This is a genomic window from Rhizobium sp. BE258, assembly GCF_031457345.1.
Taxonomy (GTDB): Bacteria; Pseudomonadota; Alphaproteobacteria; order Rhizobiales; family Rhizobiaceae; genus Rhizobium.
Map to the genome: position 1 here is coordinate 350,803 of NZ_JAVDWL010000006.1, position 16,787 is coordinate 367,589.

Below are 16,787 nucleotides of genomic sequence, written 5' to 3' on the forward strand. Positions count from 1 at the left end.
GAATGGGCCGCCTTATAAGAGCGAAACGGGCCGTATTCAAGCGGAAAGCGCCTTTTCAGGCAGGCGGTTGGCTTGTGCAGCGCGGGGGAACAAAGGCGGCAGACCTGACGTTTTGAACCGGAAACTGAAAACGGAAGGGAATGGCCATGGCAAGCTTCAGCGAAGCCCGCGAACATCCGGCGCAGCAGCTCTGGGATCAGGTGAACGGCATTCACGCCGGCATGCTCGGTGTCGATGGCGCCGACATGCATATGCAGCCCATGGCGCCGCATGCCGATCCGAAGACCAACACCATCTGGTTCTACACCAAATCGGACGCGGATATCGTTCGTGCCGTGAAACCGGGAACACGCGCGCATTTCTGTGTCGTCGGCAAGGATCACGACTATCACGCCTGCCTGGCAGGCAAGATCGAGCTGAAAGCCGACCCGTCGAAGATCGAAGAATACTGGAACTCGGTGGTTGCTGCCTGGTACGAGAACGGCAAGAAGGACCCGAAGCTGACGATGCTCGCCATGCATGTCGATGATGCCGAAATCTGGGTCTCGACCGGCAGCAAGCTGAAATTCGGCTGGGAGATCGCCAAGGCCAATCTCGACGACGAGAAGATGCCGGATGTGGGCATCAAGCGGCATTTGCAGTTTGCTTAAAATTTGGAGGGGGATGGTGCTGCCCCCTCACTGCACGTCCCTCATCACATAAATCTGCGGCTTCTTCGGCAGCGTCCGCAGCGACACCGTCAACGTGTTGTTCTGCGCCATCTGAATATCGAATTCCTTGCCGATCATTGACAGGAATCGCTCAACCGGCGGCCCGCGGCGGTGCATCGGCAGGACAATGGAGGCGCGCAGGCGCTTGATCACCCGGCTCATGCTGTCCGGTCCCATCGTCAGCCCGCCATCGACGGGCACCATCACCACGTCGAGACGGCCGATCTCGGTGTAATGCGCATCGGTCAGCTCGTAATGCAGATGGCCGAGATGGCCGATACAGAGGCCGGCGATCTCGAAGATGAAGATCGAGTTGCCATCCTGCTGCGATCCGCCGAGGCCGTAGCTAAAGCGGATGTCCGTCGTGACGTTGCGGATATAGGCGTCGCCGACGACGAGATCGACCTTGGCCTTTTCGCCGGGAATATCGCTCCAGCCGTGCAGCACATGCTTGATCGCCGGATCCGGCGTCAGCGTGTAATGCGTCTGGTGCGCCTTGTTCATGGTCACGACGTCAGGCGTCACCGAGGGCTGGTAGATGCCGTTGTAATCGGTGGCGATGACGATGCCGCCGGGTGTGTCGATCTCGAAAGTGGAGTGGCCGAGAAAGGTGAAGGTGACGTCCTCGCCTTCCGATACCGCGGGGATGACGGGTGCGGTGGTCGAGAAGCTGGCGAACTGCGCCTTCGGAATGCCTTGGGCAATTGCCTGGCACTGGCTGACGTTCTTGCGCTGCTCCTGCGCGCTCGCGGCCTGTGGCAGGGCGAGGGAAACAACGCCTGCGATAGCGAGGACAAGCAATTGCGGCTTCATGCCACCCCTCCGGCGCTTTCATGAAGCCGGGAGGATGCGGCAAGGCGCCGCAGGGGTCCAGATGCGGGGTGCTCACAAATGCGTGTTGGGTGGGTGGTTCCTCGGCTGCTTTGGTGGCTGCCGGCCCCCTCTGCCCTGCCGGGCATCTCCCCCACAGATGGGGAGATTGGCTGGGCGCATCCGCTCGCCTCACCAGCATCGTCCTACGAGCCGCAGCCTTCATTTCAAAGCGGGGAGCCTGCCACTTGTTATCTCCCCACCCGTGGGGAGATGCCCGGCAGGGCAGAGGGGACTGCCACCCGCCAACGTCAAAGACTACCGCCAAAACTCCGGAATCGTCTCCGCCAGTCTCGGCCCCAGCCGCAGCGGTGCAATCTTCTCCGCCAAGCCCGTCGCGTCCGAAATCTCGACGCCGACCCCGCAGATCGTCGCCGGCCCGGTCGCCGCTTCCATCCGCCCCTTCGGCATCTTGGAGATGAACCGGTTGAGCGGCTCTTCCTTGTCCATGCCGAGCGAGCTGTCATAGTCGCCGCACATCCCGGCGTCCGACATATAGGCGGTGCCACCGTTCAGGATCTGGTGGTCGGCGGTGGGCACATGCGTATGCGTGCCAACGACGAAGCTGGCGCGGCCGTCGACGAAATGGCCGAAGCACTGCTTCTCGCTGGTCGCCTCGGCGTGGAAGTCGAAGATGATGGCGTCGGCCTGCTCCTTCAGAGGCGCGGCGGCGAGGATCGCCTCGGCCGACTTGAAGGGGTCGTCCAGCTCCGGATGCATGAAGACGCGGCCCATGATGTTGGCGACCAGAACGCGGGCGCCGTTGCGGGCGTAAAACAGGCCGGAGCCGCGGCCGGGCGTGCCCTGCGGATAATTGGCCGGGCGCAGGAACTGGTCATGGCGGCCAGCGAAAGCGACGGCGTCCTTCTGGTCCCAGACGTGGTTGCCTGTCGTCACGACATCGGCGCCGGCATTGATCGTCTCGAGGAAGATGTCTTCGGTGATGCCGAAGCCGCCGGCGGCGTTTTCGCCGTTGACGATGACGAAGTCGAGTTTCAGGTCAGAGACGAGTCCGGGCAGGCGATCCCAAACCGCGGTGCGTCCCGTCTTGCCGACCATGTCACCCAGAAAAAGCAGTCGCATTCACTATCCAATCCAAGAGGCAAAAAAGCGAAGGCCGCTTTCTGTCAGGATGGCATCCAGGCTTATATCATGCGGCTCGTCGGGCACATGTGCCACTTCCTGGCAGTCGAATGCAATGCCGATGAGCTTCGGTTTCAGGCCTTTTTGCCGCAAAAGGCTAATGGCACGGTCATAATAGCCGGCGCCGTAACCGATCCGGTGGCCACGGGCGTCGAAGGCCGAGAGCGGCACCAGCATGATGTCGGGGTCGAGAACCGGCGCATCCGGCCCTGGGCCCGACGTGCCGAAGCCGGTCGCGATCAATGGCGCGCCGCGCACCAGTTCGCGAAACACGATCGTCTGCTTGTCGATAATGGCGGGCACACAAAGGCGGGCGCCGCGGGCCTGAAACCGCGCCATCAGCGGCCGGAGATCGGCCTCGGAGCGGATCGGCAGAAAGCCTGAAATGACGGCGCCGGGATCGAAGCGAACGGCATCACCTGCGTGGTCGGCCATGGCAAGGGCCATGTCGATGCGCTCTTCTGGGGCGATCGCATCGCGAAGGGCGAGCCGTTCGGTTCGCAGGTCCGCCTTGAGTTGCTTGAAATCGGTCAGCATGCCGCAAACCATAAACCGCTGACGGGCCAATGCAATGCGTGAAAGCGGCGTTCGCTTTGCCGATCGGCTAGATGACGATGCTCGACGGAATGCCCGACGAACCGGTTGGAAGCGGCATGGCCTGCGTGTAGTCGCCGCCGGTCTTACCGTTTCTCACTTCATCCATCGCCTTTTCGAGAATCTGACGGACCTCGCGCAGAAGCGACTGCAGCTTTTCCAGCGATAGGCGGTCTTCGTTCGACACGCCTGATGCCTGCTGCTCGCCATCGGCGGCCGTGTCCTGGTAGGCCTTGCGTGCCTGCGCGGTATCGACAGGCTCGGTTTCTCCGGCGGCCGGATCGGCGGGTGTTTCGCCCGAGGCGGAAGCTGCGGAAGCAGAACCGGCCGTTGTTCCGGCGGTGCCCGCTTCGGCGGAAGCAGCCGCAACAGCACCTGGCGTGACGCCCGCGCCAGCGATGGAAGAGGCAAATTGTGCGGCGGCCGAGGCAATCTTCTGTGACAGCTGTGCGGCGAGCCGCGCCGTGGCTTCGGGCGAGAGCCCGCCGCTCTTCAGCATCTCCACCTGCTGCTGCAGTTCGGCAAGTTTGCGCGCGGCGCGTTCCTTGGCGATATCGGACGACGATTTCTTGTCCTGCTGCAGGGCGGCGAGGGCCTGATCGGCACGCTCGGCCAGCCGCACCTGCGGGTCGCTGCTCGGTGTTGCGGAGGCCGCAATCGACTGTTGTGGTGTGCTGCGCAGTATGTTCAGCGCATTCGACTGTGCGACCTGCATCATATCCCCCGATATCGTCAGGGATGGTTTCTGCAACTTCAGGCTTGCGCGGGCCTTGGCAGTAAACGCCGAGCGGGCGTCTTTTGTGTCTCGCAACGATGCAGCGCGGCAGGGTGACGGATGCAATCCTCGCCGCATTGCCTCCGGCCTGCTCATCCACTATCGGGGGAGACGCGGAACGATAACGAACTGGCAGGCATGCCCATCTGGAGACGGCTATTGTGGATGAGAGTTTTTCGATTTCGGGCAAGCTGACGGACGAGGGTCACAAACTCGTCCAGCGGGTCTATTATGAAGACACCGATTTCTCCGGCCTTGTGTATCACGCCCGCTACCTGCATTTCCTCGAGCGCGGACGCACCGATTACCTACGCTGCCTCGGTGTGGAGCAGCGCGAGCTTATCACCGCCGACGATGAAGGGCTGGTTTTCGTCGTCCACCGCATGGAGATCGACTTCAAGAGCCCGGCTCGGATGGACGATATCCTGACAATCGTAACACGAACCGAAAAGGCGGGCGGCGCCAAGATGATTCTGTCGCAGGAAATCCGCCGCGGCGAAACGCCGCTGATCGCGGCAAAGGTCATCATCGCTGTCATCAACGCCAAGGGCCGGCCACGCCGCCTGCCGGAAGGCTTGGCGAAGCAGATGCTGATTGCGGCTGACGCAGGCTAAAGGAAGCGTTTTATGCTGTAGAACAGCTGTAAACCGGCGCTTGCAAAAACATGAGTTTCATGTGAAGGAATTTCCGCGCTGCAGGAAATGCGCGGTGCTCCGCTGCCGGACCAGCTCAGATCAGTTCTGACCGGCTAGAAAAACCCAGCGAATTGAAGCTTTCAGTCGCACTCTGACACTAACGATGTGTTAACCATAATGGTGTCTTACTCTGAATGTCAGAGTTTGTGCGGTGCACGCCTTCCTTTGACCAAATTTGACGGCAAGGAAGGCGGAATAAAAGCTTCAAGCTTGACCAGGGCTTAGGGCGGCGGTCGCCAGACATTTCTTGCGAGATCACTTTTGTGCCGCCCGGTCAAGCACCGGGCGTTTGGATTCGGGGATTTTGGATCAATGGAACAAGCAGGATTGGCAGCAGCAACGGCCGACGTCAGCCTCTGGTCGCTGTTCATGCAGGCAGGCATCGTCGTTAAGCTCGTCATGCTCGGGCTTCTCGCGGCCTCCGTCTGGACGTGGGCGATCGTCATCGACAAGTATCTGGCTTATGGCCGTGCGCGGCGCCAGTTCGACAAGTTCGAACAGGTGTTCTGGTCGGGCCAGTCGCTGGAAGAACTCTACAGGACGCTCTCCGAGCGCAACAACACCGGCCTCGCGGCGATCTTCGTTGCGGCGATGCGCGAATGGAAAAAGTCCTTCGAGCGCGGTGCGCGCTCGCCGATCGGTCTGCAGATGCGTATCGACCGTGCCATGGACGTGACGCTGTCGCGTGAATCTGAAACACTTTCGTCCCGCTTGGGCTCGCTTGCGACGATCGGTTCGGCCGGTCCGTTCATCGGTCTCTTCGGTACGGTTGTCGGTATCATGACCTCGTTCCAGGCTATCGCCGGTTCGAAGTCGACCAACCTCGCGGTTGTGGCGCCGGGTATCGCCGAAGCGCTTCTTGCGACGGCTATCGGCCTCGTCGCCGCTATTCCGGCGGTTATCGCCTATAACAAGTTCTCCGCCGATGCCGGCAAGCTTTCGGCTCGCATGGAAGGCTTCGCGGATGAATTCTCCGCCATCCTTTCGCGCCAGATCGATGAAAAGCTGCAGCCGCGCCAGGCCGCGCAGTAACGGAACGGCGGGAGTACGACCATGGGTATGGCTGTTGGAGGCAATTCCGGGAGCGGTGGCGGACGCCGCCGCCGCGGTGGCCGGAACAAGAATGTAATTTCCGAAATCAACGTGACGCCGCTTGTCGACGTCATGCTGGTGTTGCTGATCATCTTCATGGTCGCAGCACCGATGATGACGGTCGGCGTGCCGATCGACCTGCCGGAAACGCAGGCCAAGGCGCTGAATTCCGAGACGCAGCCGATCACCATCTCCGTCAAGAACGACGGCCAGGTGTATCTGCAGGAAACGACGATCCCGGCTGAAGAGATTGCCGCGAAGCTCGAGGCGATTGCGACGACGGGTTACAACGAACGCATCTTCGTTCGCGGCGACGCGACGGCGCCTTACGGCGTGATCGCTGATGTGATGGCGCGCATCCAGGGTGCGGGCTTCAAGAATATCGGCCTCGTCACGCAGCAGAAGAAGGACCAGTAGAAAGCAAGATGAAGACCAGCGTCGTCACATCTGCTGTTCTGCATGGACTGGTGCTCGCTGCAGCGCTGGTGACCATTGGCTCGCCCGAGCATTTCAAGGTTGATGATTTCGAAGCGATGCCAGTCGATCTGGTGCCGGTCGAATCGATCACCCAGATGCAGCAGGGCGACAAGAAGGCGCCGATGAAGGAAACGTCGGCGCCGAAGCCGACGACGCGGCCGCCGACCCCTGATCAGGGCGAGAATGTCGGCGACAACAAGGTTGATCTCAAGACACCGCCGGTGCCGAACGCCAAGCCGAGCAATACGGATGCGGCGGCTGCCAATTCGAGCGAGAAGCCGGCGCAGAAGATCGATCCTATCCCGAACGAAGTGAAGGAAATCAACAAGGAAGAGACCGAGGTCGAGCAGCCGAAGGAAGTCGCTTCCATTCCGCAGACCAAGCCCGACGTCGCGCCGACCCCGCCGAAGCCGGAGGAAAAGCCGGTCGAGGAAGCAAAGCCCGAGGAAGCGCCGAAGCCCGATGCCGAAGCGCTGCCGGACAAGGTCCCGACCCCGGTTGCCAAGCCACAGGTGAAGCCGCCTGAGGAAAAGCAGGCCGAGAAGCCGCCGGAAAAGCCCCAGGACCAGCCGAAGACGGCTGAAAAGCCGACCGATAAGAAGAAGGACGATCAGAAGCGCGACGTGGCGAAATCCGCATCGTCGATGAAGAGCGACTTCAACGCCGACGACATTTCTGCGCTCCTGAACAAGACCGATCCTTCGGCCGGCGGCACGAAACACTCGACACAGGAAGCCTCGCTTGGCGCCAAGAAGGCGACGCAGGGTGCTTCGAAGCTGTCGATGAGCGAGATGGACGCGCTGAAGAGCGCGATCGCCGGCAACTGGAACGTCATTCCGGGCATGGAAGGCATGGGCGACGTGCGCATCAAGGTGCATATGAAGCTCGACGAAGACGGCAACATCATCGGCCAGCCCGAAGTCGAAGCAACCGGCGGCGACAACGATTCGACCCGCCGCGCGCTTGCCGGCGGTGCCTATCGCGCGATCATGAAGTCCGCGCCGTTCTCCACGCTTCCAAAAGATAAATACGATGCCTGGAACGAAGTCGTCGTGAACTTCGATCCCAGCGATCTAGGGATTTAAATGCTGAAAGGCCTCTGTCATATGAGAAAGTCTTCCCTTCTCCGCGCCTTGATGATGGTGGCGGGTCTCGTCACCGTCGGCGCCTTTACGACGCCTGCGAACGCGCTCGTCGAAATCAATATCAACAAGGGTAACGTTCAGCCGCTGCCGATCGCCGTCACCGATTTCCTGCAGGGCGATATGGGCGCGCAGGTTTCTCAGGTGATCGCCGCCGACCTGCAGCGCTCGGGCCTTTTCGCGCCCGTCAACAAGAATGCCTTCATCGAGAAGATCTCCAATCCCGATGCCGCTCCGCGCTTTGAGGACTGGAAGGTCATCAATGCGCAGGCACTGGTGACCGGCCGTGTGACGCAGGAGGCCGATGGCCGCCTGCGCGCCGAGTTCCGTCTCTGGGATACGTTTGCCGGCCAGCAGATGACCGGTCAGCAGTTCTACACGCAGCCGGAAAACTGGCGCCGCGTGGCCCACATCATCGCTGATGCGATCTACAAGCAGATCACCGGCGAAGAGGGCTATTTCGACACCCGCGTCGTCTTCGTTTCGGAATCCGGCACCAAGCAGCAGCGCAAGCGCCAGCTCGCCATCATGGACCAGGACGGCTTCAACGTCCGTACCCTGACCGACGGCAGCGACCTGGTTCTGACGCCGCGCTTCTCGCCGAACCGCCAGGAAGTCACCTACATGTCCTTCGCCAACCAGCAGCCGCGCGTCTACCTGCTGCAGCTGGAAACCGGACAGCGCGAAGTGGTCGGCAACTTCCCGGGCATGACCTTCTCGCCGCGCTTCTCGCCTGATGGCCAGAAGGTGGTGATGAGCCTCCAGCAGGAAGGCAACGCCAATATCTACACGATGGACCTGCGTTCGCGCACCACGACGCGCCTGACCTCGACGGCGGCGATCGATACGTCCCCGTCCTATGCGCCGGATGGCGGCCGTATCGTCTTCGAAAGCGACCGCGGCGGCCACCAGCAGATCTACGTGATGAATGCCGATGGCTCCGGCCAGACGCGTATCTCCTTCGGCGACGGCAACTATTCGACGCCGGTCTGGTCTCCGCGTGGCGATCTGATCGCCTTCACCAAGCAGTCGGGCGGCAAGTTCTCGATCGGCGTGATGAAGCCTGATGGTTCGGGCGAGCGCATCCTGACGACGGGCTTCCATAACGAAGGCCCGACCTGGGCTCCGAACGGCCGCGTGCTGATGTTCTTCCGTCAGGCCGCGGGTGCCGGTGGTCCGCAGCTCTACTCGATCGACCTGACGGGCTACAACGAGCAGCTCATCAAGACTCCGAACTACGCTTCCGACCCGGCATGGTCGCCGCTGCTGGAGTAGTGGACGGCCCGGAATACGCCTTCATGTCGCCGCAAAGTCCTGAAAATGGGCAATGTAGGGACAAATCAGTAAATCATTAACCATACTTCTTGAGCGCCGATTAACCTCGTACGGTTACAGTCCGGCAACCCTGATGAAGTCGCAAGGAGACCCGGCCATGAGCCGAATTCATACCCCGGCAATGAGCCGCATGCAGAGCCTCGCCCGCAACCCCGTCATGATCGCGCTCGTCGCTGGCCTCGCTCTCGCAGGCTGCGCCAACAAGAAGAACATGGCCAACAGCGCTGGCGATCTCGGCCTTGGCGCCGGTGCCGCAACGCCGGGTTCGGCTCAGGACTTCACCGTCAACGTCGGCGACCGCATCTTCTTCGACACCGACTCCACGTCGATCCGCGCAGACGCTGCCCAGACGCTCGACCGTCAGGCACAGTGGCTTGCCCGCTACCCGAACTACGCGATCACCGTCGAAGGCCATGCCGACGAACGCGGCACGCGCGAATACAACCTGGCTCTCGGTGCCCGCCGTGCGGCTGCCACCAAGGACTACCTCGCTTCGCGCGGCGTTCCGGCTCAGCGCCTGAAGACGATCTCCTACGGCAAGGAACGTCCGGTTGCTGTCTGCGACGATATTTCCTGCTGGTCGCAGAACCGCCGCGCCGTGACCGTTCTCGGTGGCGCAGGCATGTAATCTGCGGAAATCGCATTACATTTTGGAAAGGCGGTCCGTTCGCGGGCCGCCTTTTCTTTTTGAACACACTTTGGCCAGACTCCGTTGCTTTTTGAAAGCAATTGGCAAAATCTCCTGTTCGTGCCATCGGGGCGCGAAGAATCACTGGGACAGGACGATACCTATGAAGAAATATGTCGTGGCAGGGGTGCTCTGCCTCGCGGCTGTGACGGGGACCGAGCGAGCGGCGTATTCCGCCTCGTTTCTCGGTCTGAACCTTGGCGGCAAGCCGGTGCAGACGCAGGCGCAGCCTCCCGTCGTCAACGTGCAGAGCAGCGGCACGGAAATGCGGGTCCAGCAGCTGGAAGATCAGCTGCGCCAGCTGAACGGCCGCATCGAAGAGATGAGCTATCAGATCCTGCAGATGCAGGAATCGCTGCGCAAGACGCAGGAAGACAACGAGTTCCGTTTCCAGCAGCTTGAAAAGGGCGGCGGCGCAGGCGGCGGTTCGACCGGCGGCAGCACCAAGGGCACCAAGAAGAGCGAAGCCGACGTTCCCCCCGCATCGACGAACCAGGCGCAAGCCGGTGCTCGAGGGCAGGGCGGCGATGATGTTGCGACCATTATCGAAGCACCGCAGGGAGCCGAAACGGCTCCCTCCAACGACGTGCCGTCGAACAGCGGTCTTGGCCAGCCGCCGCAGCAGCTGGGTTCGATGGACTTCGACCAGAACGGCAATCCGATCGGCGGCACGGTCAATCCGGGCGCCGAGGTCGGTTCTGCGCCGCTTCCGCCTCCGGGCTCCGGCGCCTCGCCGCAGCAGACGGCATCGCTCGGCAGCGAGGCTGACCAGTACAAGGCCGCCTACGGCCATGTTCTCTCAGGCGACTACGGCACGGCGGAGCAGGAATTCACCCAGTACATCGCGCAGTATCCGGGCAGCGCCCGGGCGGCGGATGCAAATTTCTGGCTCGGTGAAGCGCTTTATTCGCAGGGCAAGTTCAATGAAGCGGCCAAGACCTTCCTGAACGCACATCAGAAATACGGCTCGTCGGAAAAGGCGCCGGAAATGCTCTTGAAGCTCGGCATGTCGCTGGCTGCGCTCGACAACACCGATACGGCCTGCGCCACGCTCAAGGAAGTCTCGAAGCGCTACCCGAAGGCATCGCGCGCCGTCATAAGCAAGGTCGCGAGCGAACAGAAGCGTCTCGCCTGCTAAGGGTTTCCGGTTTGTCTCCGGAAGCCATCCTGCCGCCCGAGGCTGCGGTCAGCCGCTTTCTCCAATCGCTTGCCGAACCCACGCGCATTCTCGTTGCGATTTCAGGGGGCAGCGATTCCACCGGCCTTCTCGTCGCCCTCAACGAAGCGATCAAATTCCAATCGAAATTCTCGCTCTGCGCCGCCACCGTCGATCACGATCTGCGCCCTGGCTCTGCGGATGAAGCGCGCGCTGCCGCTGCTCTCTGCCATTCGCTTTCCATAGATCACCTGATCTGCCGCTGGACAGGTCCGAAGCCGAAGACCGGCATCATGGCCGCTGCGCGCGAGGCCCGCTATCAGTTGCTCGCCGCGGCCGCGCGGCAACTCGGCGCAAATCTTGTTGTCACCGCCCACACGCTCGACGATCAGATCGAAACGCTGGCGATGCGCGCCGGCCGTGGCGCCACGTCCGCAGCCGAGACCGGGATTGCCGACGCCATGCTGTTCGATCGCAGCATCTGGATCGCCCGCCCTCTGCTTGCCTCCAGCCGAGCTGACATTCGCACACTGCTCACCGCCAGCCATATCGGCTGGTCGGATGATCCGAGTAACGAGGACATGAAATACGAGCGCGTTCGAACGCGCGCAGCCCTCGCTGTGCAAAGCGCCGACCGTCTCGACATGCCTTCCATGGAAACGAGAGCGGCGCTTGCGGAAAGTGCTGCAGACTGGCTCGACCGGCATTTCTCTCTCGCCGACCGCGGCCTCGGGCGCGTTTCGCCACAAGGGATCGATGTTGGCGATCCGGCCTTTTGCTATGCGCTCGGGCGTCTGGCAGCGGTTTTCGGCGGGCAGGCGTTTCCGCTCTCGTCTTCGTCGCTCGAACGCGTCCTTGCATTTCTCGGAACCGGCGAGCCGGGGAGGGTGACGGCTGGCCGGGTGGTCTTCGACAGGCGGCGTGACGGTCTTTACCTGACGCGCGAGGACCGCGGCATCTTGCCACTCGCGCTTGCGCAGGGCGCCTCCGCCATCTGGGACGGGCGGTTTGTGATCGCCAACCATTCCGGCTCGGAAATCCGTGTCGAAAAGCAGGGTGCCGAGCCAGACCAATGCGGCGTTGACGATCGCCTGCCGCGATCAGCCCTCAAGCGCGCTCTGGCTGCGGCTCCGGCCGTATTCGCTGGAGATGACGCAAATGTGTCCGGCGCATTTTTGGGGAGCGTGGAGGTCATCCCGCATTTTGCACCATTCGACCGCTTTTTGACACGATTCGACTTCAAGTTCGCCCAACGCCTCGCGGCGGCTTTTGGAACACGCCCCTATCCAAGGCCACCTTTAGGTCTTATTGACGGAAAAACCATCTGACGGACCGGATCGCCTTGGCAATGACACGGCGCAACCCTATGTTAGAGTTCAAATAAGACGGCCGCCATGAGGCGGCTGTTCCAGTGCTGGGGAGTTCGATGAACCCTAACTTACGTAATTTCGCCTTGTGGGCGATCATAGCTCTGCTGCTGATCGCTCTTTTCAGCATGTTCCAGACGACGCCGGCACAGACCAGCTCGCGCGAAATCCCTTACTCGCAGTTCCTGCGTGAGGTTGATGCGGGCCGTGTGAAGGAAGTCGTGGTCACGGGCAACCGTGTCTCCGGAAGCTATGTTGAAAATGGCACCACCTTCCAGACCTATTCTCCTGTGATCGACGACAACCTGCTCGATCGCCTGCAGCAGAAGAACGTCCTGGTTTCGGCCCGCCCGGAGACCGACGGTTCTTCCGGCTTCCTGAGCTATCTCGGCACGCTGTTGCCGATGCTGCTGATCCTCGGCGTCTGGCTGTTCTTCATGCGGCAGATGCAGGGCGGCTCGCGCGGCGCGATGGGCTTCGGCAAATCCAAGGCCAAGCTTCTCACCGAAGCGCATGGCCGCGTGACGTTTGAAGACGTCGCTGGTGTCGATGAAGCCAAGCAGGACCTCGAAGAAATCGTCGAATTCCTGCGCGATCCGCAGAAGTTCCAGCGTCTCGGCGGCAAGATCCCGCGCGGCGTGCTGCTCGTCGGTCCTCCGGGTACCGGTAAGACGCTGCTGGCGCGCTCCGTTGCCGGTGAAGCCAATGTTCCGTTCTTCACGATCTCGGGTTCCGACTTCGTCGAAATGTTCGTCGGTGTCGGCGCAAGCCGCGTCCGCGACATGTTCGAGCAGGCCAAGAAGAACGCGCCCTGCATCATCTTCATCGACGAAATCGACGCCGTCGGCCGCCATCGTGGCGCCGGTCTCGGCGGCGGTAACGATGAACGCGAGCAGACGCTGAACCAGCTCCTCGTCGAGATGGACGGCTTCGAAGCCAACGAAGGCATCATCCTGATTGCAGCGACCAACCGTCCTGACGTTCTCGATCCGGCGCTGCTGCGTCCGGGCCGTTTCGACCGCCAGGTCGTGGTTCCGAACCCTGACATCGTCGGACGCGAGCGTATCCTCAAGGTTCACGCCCGTAACGTGCCGCTGGCACCGAACGTCGATCTCAAGGTTCTGGCCCGCGGTACGCCCGGTTTCTCCGGTGCCGATCTGATGAACCTCGTCAACGAAGCTGCCCTGATGGCCGCACGCCGTAACAAGCGTGTTGTCACCATGGCGGAGTTCGAAGACGCCAAGGACAAGATCATGATGGGTGCCGAGCGTCGCTCGTCCGCCATGACCGAAGCCGAGAAGAAGCTGACCGCCTATCATGAGGCCGGTCACGCCATCACCGCGCTCAAGGTTGCCGTGGCCGATCCGTTGCACAAGGCAACGATCATTCCGCGCGGCCGTGCTCTCGGCATGGTCATGCAGCTCCCCGAGGGCGACCGCTACTCGATGAGCTACAAGTGGATGGTCTCGCGCCTGACGATCATGATGGGTGGCCGTATCGCGGAAGAGCTGACCTTCGGCAAGGAGAACATCACCTCGGGTGCGTCCTCCGACATCGAGCAGGCCACAAAGCTTGCCCGTGCCATGGTGACCCAGTGGGGTTTCTCCGACGTGCTTGGCCAGGTCGCCTATGGTGAGAACCAGCAGGAAGTTTTCTTGGGCCATTCGGTTTCTCAGTCGAAGAATGTCTCGGAATCGACGGCCCAGAAGATCGACAGCGAAGTGCGCCGCCTCATCGAGGAAGCCTATGCCGAGGCACGTCAGATCCTGACGGACAATCACAACGAGTTCGTCGCGATTGCCGAGGGTCTGCTCGAGTACGAAACGCTGACCGGTGAAGAGATCAAGGCCCTGATCCGCGGCGAAAAGCCGGCGCGCGATCTCGGCGACGATTCACCGCCGAGCCGCGGTTCGGCTGTTCCGAAGGCGGGCGCACGCCCGGCATCGAAGGGCGATGAAACGGAAGGTGGCCTCGAGCCGCAGCCGCATTGACCGAAAGTACGAAAGCCTAAGCTTAAGAGAGGCCGGGTTTCCCCAGGAAATCCGGCCTTCTCGTATCGGTAACGCGATGTAATCGGTTTTCGCGGTAATTGACGTGATGGCGCCTGCGTTTTGTGGCATGCCGCTATTATGAGCAGGCCGCGTTAGAGACATCGAACGAATTGATTCGTTCTTGCGGCCAGGATTTGCTTGGCACATGGCGCCGCCTGCTTGGCGCGCCGGAAGCATAGGGGTACATATGAAGAGACGTTACTTCGGCACGGACGGCATTCGCGGCCAGTCGAACATTTTCCCGATGACGCCGGATCTGGCGATGCGGGTCGGCATCGCGGTCGGTACCATCTTCCGCCGCGGCAATCACCGCCACCGCGTGGTCATCGGCAAAGACACACGCTTGTCCGGCTACATGCTCGAAAACGCCATGGTTGCAGGTTTTACTGCTGCCGGCGTCGATGCCTTCGTCCTCGGCCCGATCCCGACACCCGCCGTTGCCATGCTGACGCGATCGCTGCGCGCCGATATCGGCGTGATGATCTCGGCCTCGCACAATCCTTACGAAGACAACGGCATCAAGCTTTTCGGCCCCGATGGCTACAAGCTTTCCGATGATATCGAGCAGCAGATCGAGGACCTCCTTGAAAGAGACCTGTCCAGTCAGCTCGCCAAGTCCGACGATATCGGCCGCGCCAAGCGCGTCGATGGCGTCCACGACCGCTATATCGAACATGCCAAGCGCACACTGCCGCGCGACGTGACGCTTCAGGGCCTGAGGATCGCCATCGACTGCGCCAATGGCGCTGCATACAAGGTTGCGCCCGCCGCTCTCTGGGAGCTCGGCGCCGAGGTTGTCACCATCGGCAACGAGCCGAATGGCACCAACATCAACCTGAATTGCGGCTCGACCAGCCCGGTTGCCCTGCAGAAGAAGGTCGATGAAGTCCGGGCCGATATCGGCATCGCGCTCGATGGAGACGCAGACCGTGTGATCATCGTCGATGAGAACGGTGCCGTCGTCGATGGCGACCAGCTCATGGCTGTGATTGCCGAGAGCTGGGCCGAAAGCCAGCAGCTGCGCGGCAATGGTATTGTCGCAACCGTGATGTCGAACCTCGGCCTGGAACGGTTCCTCGGTGACAAGGGCATGACACTTGCCCGCACCAAGGTCGGCGACCGCTATGTGGTCGAGCACATGCGCCAGAACAATTTCAACGTCGGCGGCGAACAATCCGGCCATATCGTCATGTCCGACTACGGCACGACGGGTGATGGCCTCGTGGCGGCGCTGCAGATCCTGGCTGCCGTCAAGCGCACCGGCAAGACCGTCAGCGAAATTTGCCGCCGCTTCGAGCCCGTGCCGCAACTGCTGCGCAATGTGCGTATCTCTGGCGGCAAGCCGCTTGAAGATATCCAGGTGCAGAAGGCGATTGCCGATGCCGAAGCCGAGCTGTCGAAGAACGGCCGCCTCGTTATTCGCCCGTCGGGCACCGAGCCGCTGATCCGCGTCATGGCCGAGGGTGACGACCGCGCCCAGATCGAGCGCATCGTCAACGACCTGATCGGCACGATCTCGAACGTCCGCAGCGCGGCGTAAGATCCTCCCGATGTCTTGCATTGAGCCGGCGTCACAAGCGCCGGTTTTTTGTTGCCGCAAGAATTATGGTGTCCGCTCTATGAACAAACACGGTAAATATTCGTAGTTAAGCGGGTTTTAACGTTTCCCGTTCATTATCCAGACAAAGCGTATCAGATTGGCAGGCTCGCGCTCGGCCAATGTAACTTCTTTGGAGTGGATCATGAAAAAAGGCTTGGCCGGCATCTTCGCCGCACTGCTTATGACCTCGAATGCACTGGCGGCCGATCTCGCTCCTGTCGAGCCGGTTCCGGAAATGCCGCCTGAGGTGACTGTTACCGAAGCGACCGGCTGGTACCTGCGCGGCGATGTCGGTTATGGCTTCAACGATCTGCGCGGTGCCAAGTTCTATCAGGGCGGAAGCTCCGCTGACGAAGTGGACTTCACTACCTCGGACCTGCGGGACAGCTTCACCGTTGGCGGCGGTGTTGGTTATCAGGTCAACAGCTACCTGCGTACCGACTTGACGCTCGACTATCTCGGCAAGAGCGACTTCCACGGCTCGACGACTGGCGGCGGTTCTGCCTTCGGTGCCTGCCAGGTCACCTGCTCTTCGACCGATCTGTCTTCCTTGACGGCATGGACGCTGATGGCGAATGCCTATGTGGATCTTGGCACCTATGGCGTCTTCACGCCTTATGTCGGTGCCGGTATCGGTGGTTCCTACGTTAAGTGGAAAGATCTGCGCAACACGTCTTGCGACACCAGCGGCAGCGGTTTTGGTTGCGACGATACCGTCACGCATAACGGCAAGGGCGACTGGCGCTTCAGCTACGCTCTGATGGCCGGTGCATCGATCGACGTCACCTGCAACGTCAAGGCTGATGTCGGTTACCGCTTCCTGCATGTCGATGGTGGCAACATGTTCGGCTATGCTGAGAACGGCGGCCCGGGCCGCGACAAGGGCTTCAACGTCCACGAAGTCCGCGCCGGTGCACGCTACCTCTTCGGCGGTTGCGAGCAGCCCGTCGCTTACGAGCCCCAGCCGGAAATTCCGCTGCAGCAGCCTGTCTACAAGTAATCGGATCTCTATCGATCCTGCGAAAGCCGCCTTCGGGCGGCTTTTTGCTTTTCAGGCCTCGCGTCGCACCTGCGTCAAAAAATCCTCAGTGT

The 16,787-nt window shown here is 61.4% G+C and carries 16 protein-coding genes; 12 read left to right on the top strand and 4 right to left on the bottom strand.

Annotated features, from left to right (window positions below):
• Positions 1-146 precede the first annotated feature (146 nt).
• Positions 147-650, top strand: a complete 504-nt coding sequence (locus J2X43_RS22250; protein WP_310297384.1) for a pyridoxamine 5'-phosphate oxidase family protein — start codon at positions 147-149, stop codon at positions 648-650.
• A gap of 27 nt (positions 651-677) precedes the next feature.
• Here the strand turns inward: J2X43_RS22250 and J2X43_RS22255 are convergent, their stop codons facing one another.
• From J2X43_RS22255 to J2X43_RS22270, 4 genes are all read right to left on the bottom strand, one after another.
• Positions 678-1,523, bottom strand: a complete 846-nt coding sequence (locus J2X43_RS22255) for an MBL fold metallo-hydrolase (protein WP_310297387.1) — start codon at positions 1,521-1,523, stop codon at positions 678-680.
• 315 nt (positions 1,524-1,838) lie between these two features.
• Positions 1,839-2,663: a TIGR00282 family metallophosphoesterase gene (locus J2X43_RS22260; RefSeq protein WP_310297390.1), complete on the bottom strand. Its 825-nt coding sequence runs from the start codon at positions 2,661-2,663 to the stop codon at positions 1,839-1,841.
• A gap of 3 nt (positions 2,664-2,666) precedes the next feature.
• A complete protein-coding gene (locus tag J2X43_RS22265) occupies positions 2,667-3,260 on the bottom strand; it encodes a 5-formyltetrahydrofolate cyclo-ligase (protein ID WP_310297392.1) in 594 nt (197 codons plus the stop codon).
• A 67-nt stretch (positions 3,261-3,327) separates the two neighbouring features.
• Positions 3,328-4,032: a hypothetical protein gene (locus J2X43_RS22270; protein ID WP_310297395.1), complete on the bottom strand. Its 705-nt coding sequence runs from the start codon at positions 4,030-4,032 to the stop codon at positions 3,328-3,330.
• Between the two features lie 218 nt (positions 4,033-4,250).
• Here J2X43_RS22270 and ybgC point away from each other — a divergent pair, with 218 nt between their 5' ends.
• From ybgC to J2X43_RS22325, 11 genes are all read left to right on the top strand, one after another.
• Complete coding sequence (gene ybgC / locus J2X43_RS22275; protein ID WP_112385435.1) at positions 4,251-4,706, top strand: tol-pal system-associated acyl-CoA thioesterase; 456 nt, start codon at positions 4,251-4,253, stop codon at positions 4,704-4,706.
• A gap of 393 nt (positions 4,707-5,099) precedes the next feature.
• Positions 5,100-5,819, top strand: a complete 720-nt coding sequence (gene tolQ, locus J2X43_RS22280) for a protein TolQ (RefSeq protein ID WP_112385434.1) — start codon at positions 5,100-5,102, stop codon at positions 5,817-5,819.
• A gap of 21 nt (positions 5,820-5,840) precedes the next feature.
• Positions 5,841-6,296, top strand: coding sequence for a protein TolR (gene tolR, locus J2X43_RS22285; RefSeq protein WP_112385433.1), 456 nt, complete (start codon positions 5,841-5,843; stop codon positions 6,294-6,296).
• A gap of 8 nt (positions 6,297-6,304) precedes the next feature.
• Entirely contained in the window at positions 6,305-7,441 is a 1,137-nt protein-coding gene (locus J2X43_RS22290) for a hypothetical protein (protein WP_112541090.1), read from the top strand.
• A 21-nt stretch (positions 7,442-7,462) separates the two neighbouring features.
• Positions 7,463-8,773, top strand: coding sequence for a Tol-Pal system beta propeller repeat protein TolB (tolB, locus tag J2X43_RS22295; RefSeq protein ID WP_112385431.1), 1,311 nt, complete (start codon positions 7,463-7,465; stop codon positions 8,771-8,773).
• A 157-nt stretch (positions 8,774-8,930) separates the two neighbouring features.
• Positions 8,931-9,461, top strand: a complete 531-nt coding sequence (pal, locus tag J2X43_RS22300; RefSeq protein ID WP_112385430.1) for a peptidoglycan-associated lipoprotein Pal — start codon at positions 8,931-8,933, stop codon at positions 9,459-9,461.
• A gap of 163 nt (positions 9,462-9,624) precedes the next feature.
• The gene (ybgF, locus tag J2X43_RS22305; RefSeq protein WP_310297401.1) at positions 9,625-10,659 is read left to right on the top strand and encodes a tol-pal system protein YbgF; all 1,035 of its coding nucleotides are present in this window, start codon (positions 9,625-9,627) and stop codon (positions 10,657-10,659) included.
• Positions 10,660-10,670: 11 nt separating this feature from the next.
• Positions 10,671-12,005, top strand: coding sequence for a tRNA lysidine(34) synthetase TilS (gene tilS, locus J2X43_RS22310; protein ID WP_310297404.1), 1,335 nt, complete (start codon positions 10,671-10,673; stop codon positions 12,003-12,005).
• Between the two features lie 98 nt (positions 12,006-12,103).
• Complete coding sequence (gene ftsH, locus J2X43_RS22315; RefSeq protein WP_112385427.1) at positions 12,104-14,035, top strand: ATP-dependent zinc metalloprotease FtsH; 1,932 nt, start codon at positions 12,104-12,106, stop codon at positions 14,033-14,035.
• 247 nt (positions 14,036-14,282) lie between these two features.
• A complete protein-coding gene (gene glmM / locus J2X43_RS22320) occupies positions 14,283-15,635 on the top strand; it encodes a phosphoglucosamine mutase (RefSeq protein ID WP_112385426.1) in 1,353 nt (450 codons plus the stop codon).
• 202 nt (positions 15,636-15,837) lie between these two features.
• On the top strand, positions 15,838-16,695 hold the full coding sequence (locus tag J2X43_RS22325) for an outer membrane protein (RefSeq protein ID WP_112385425.1): 858 nt from the start codon (positions 15,838-15,840) through the stop codon (positions 16,693-16,695).
• The last annotated feature ends 92 nt before the right edge of the window (positions 16,696-16,787 follow it).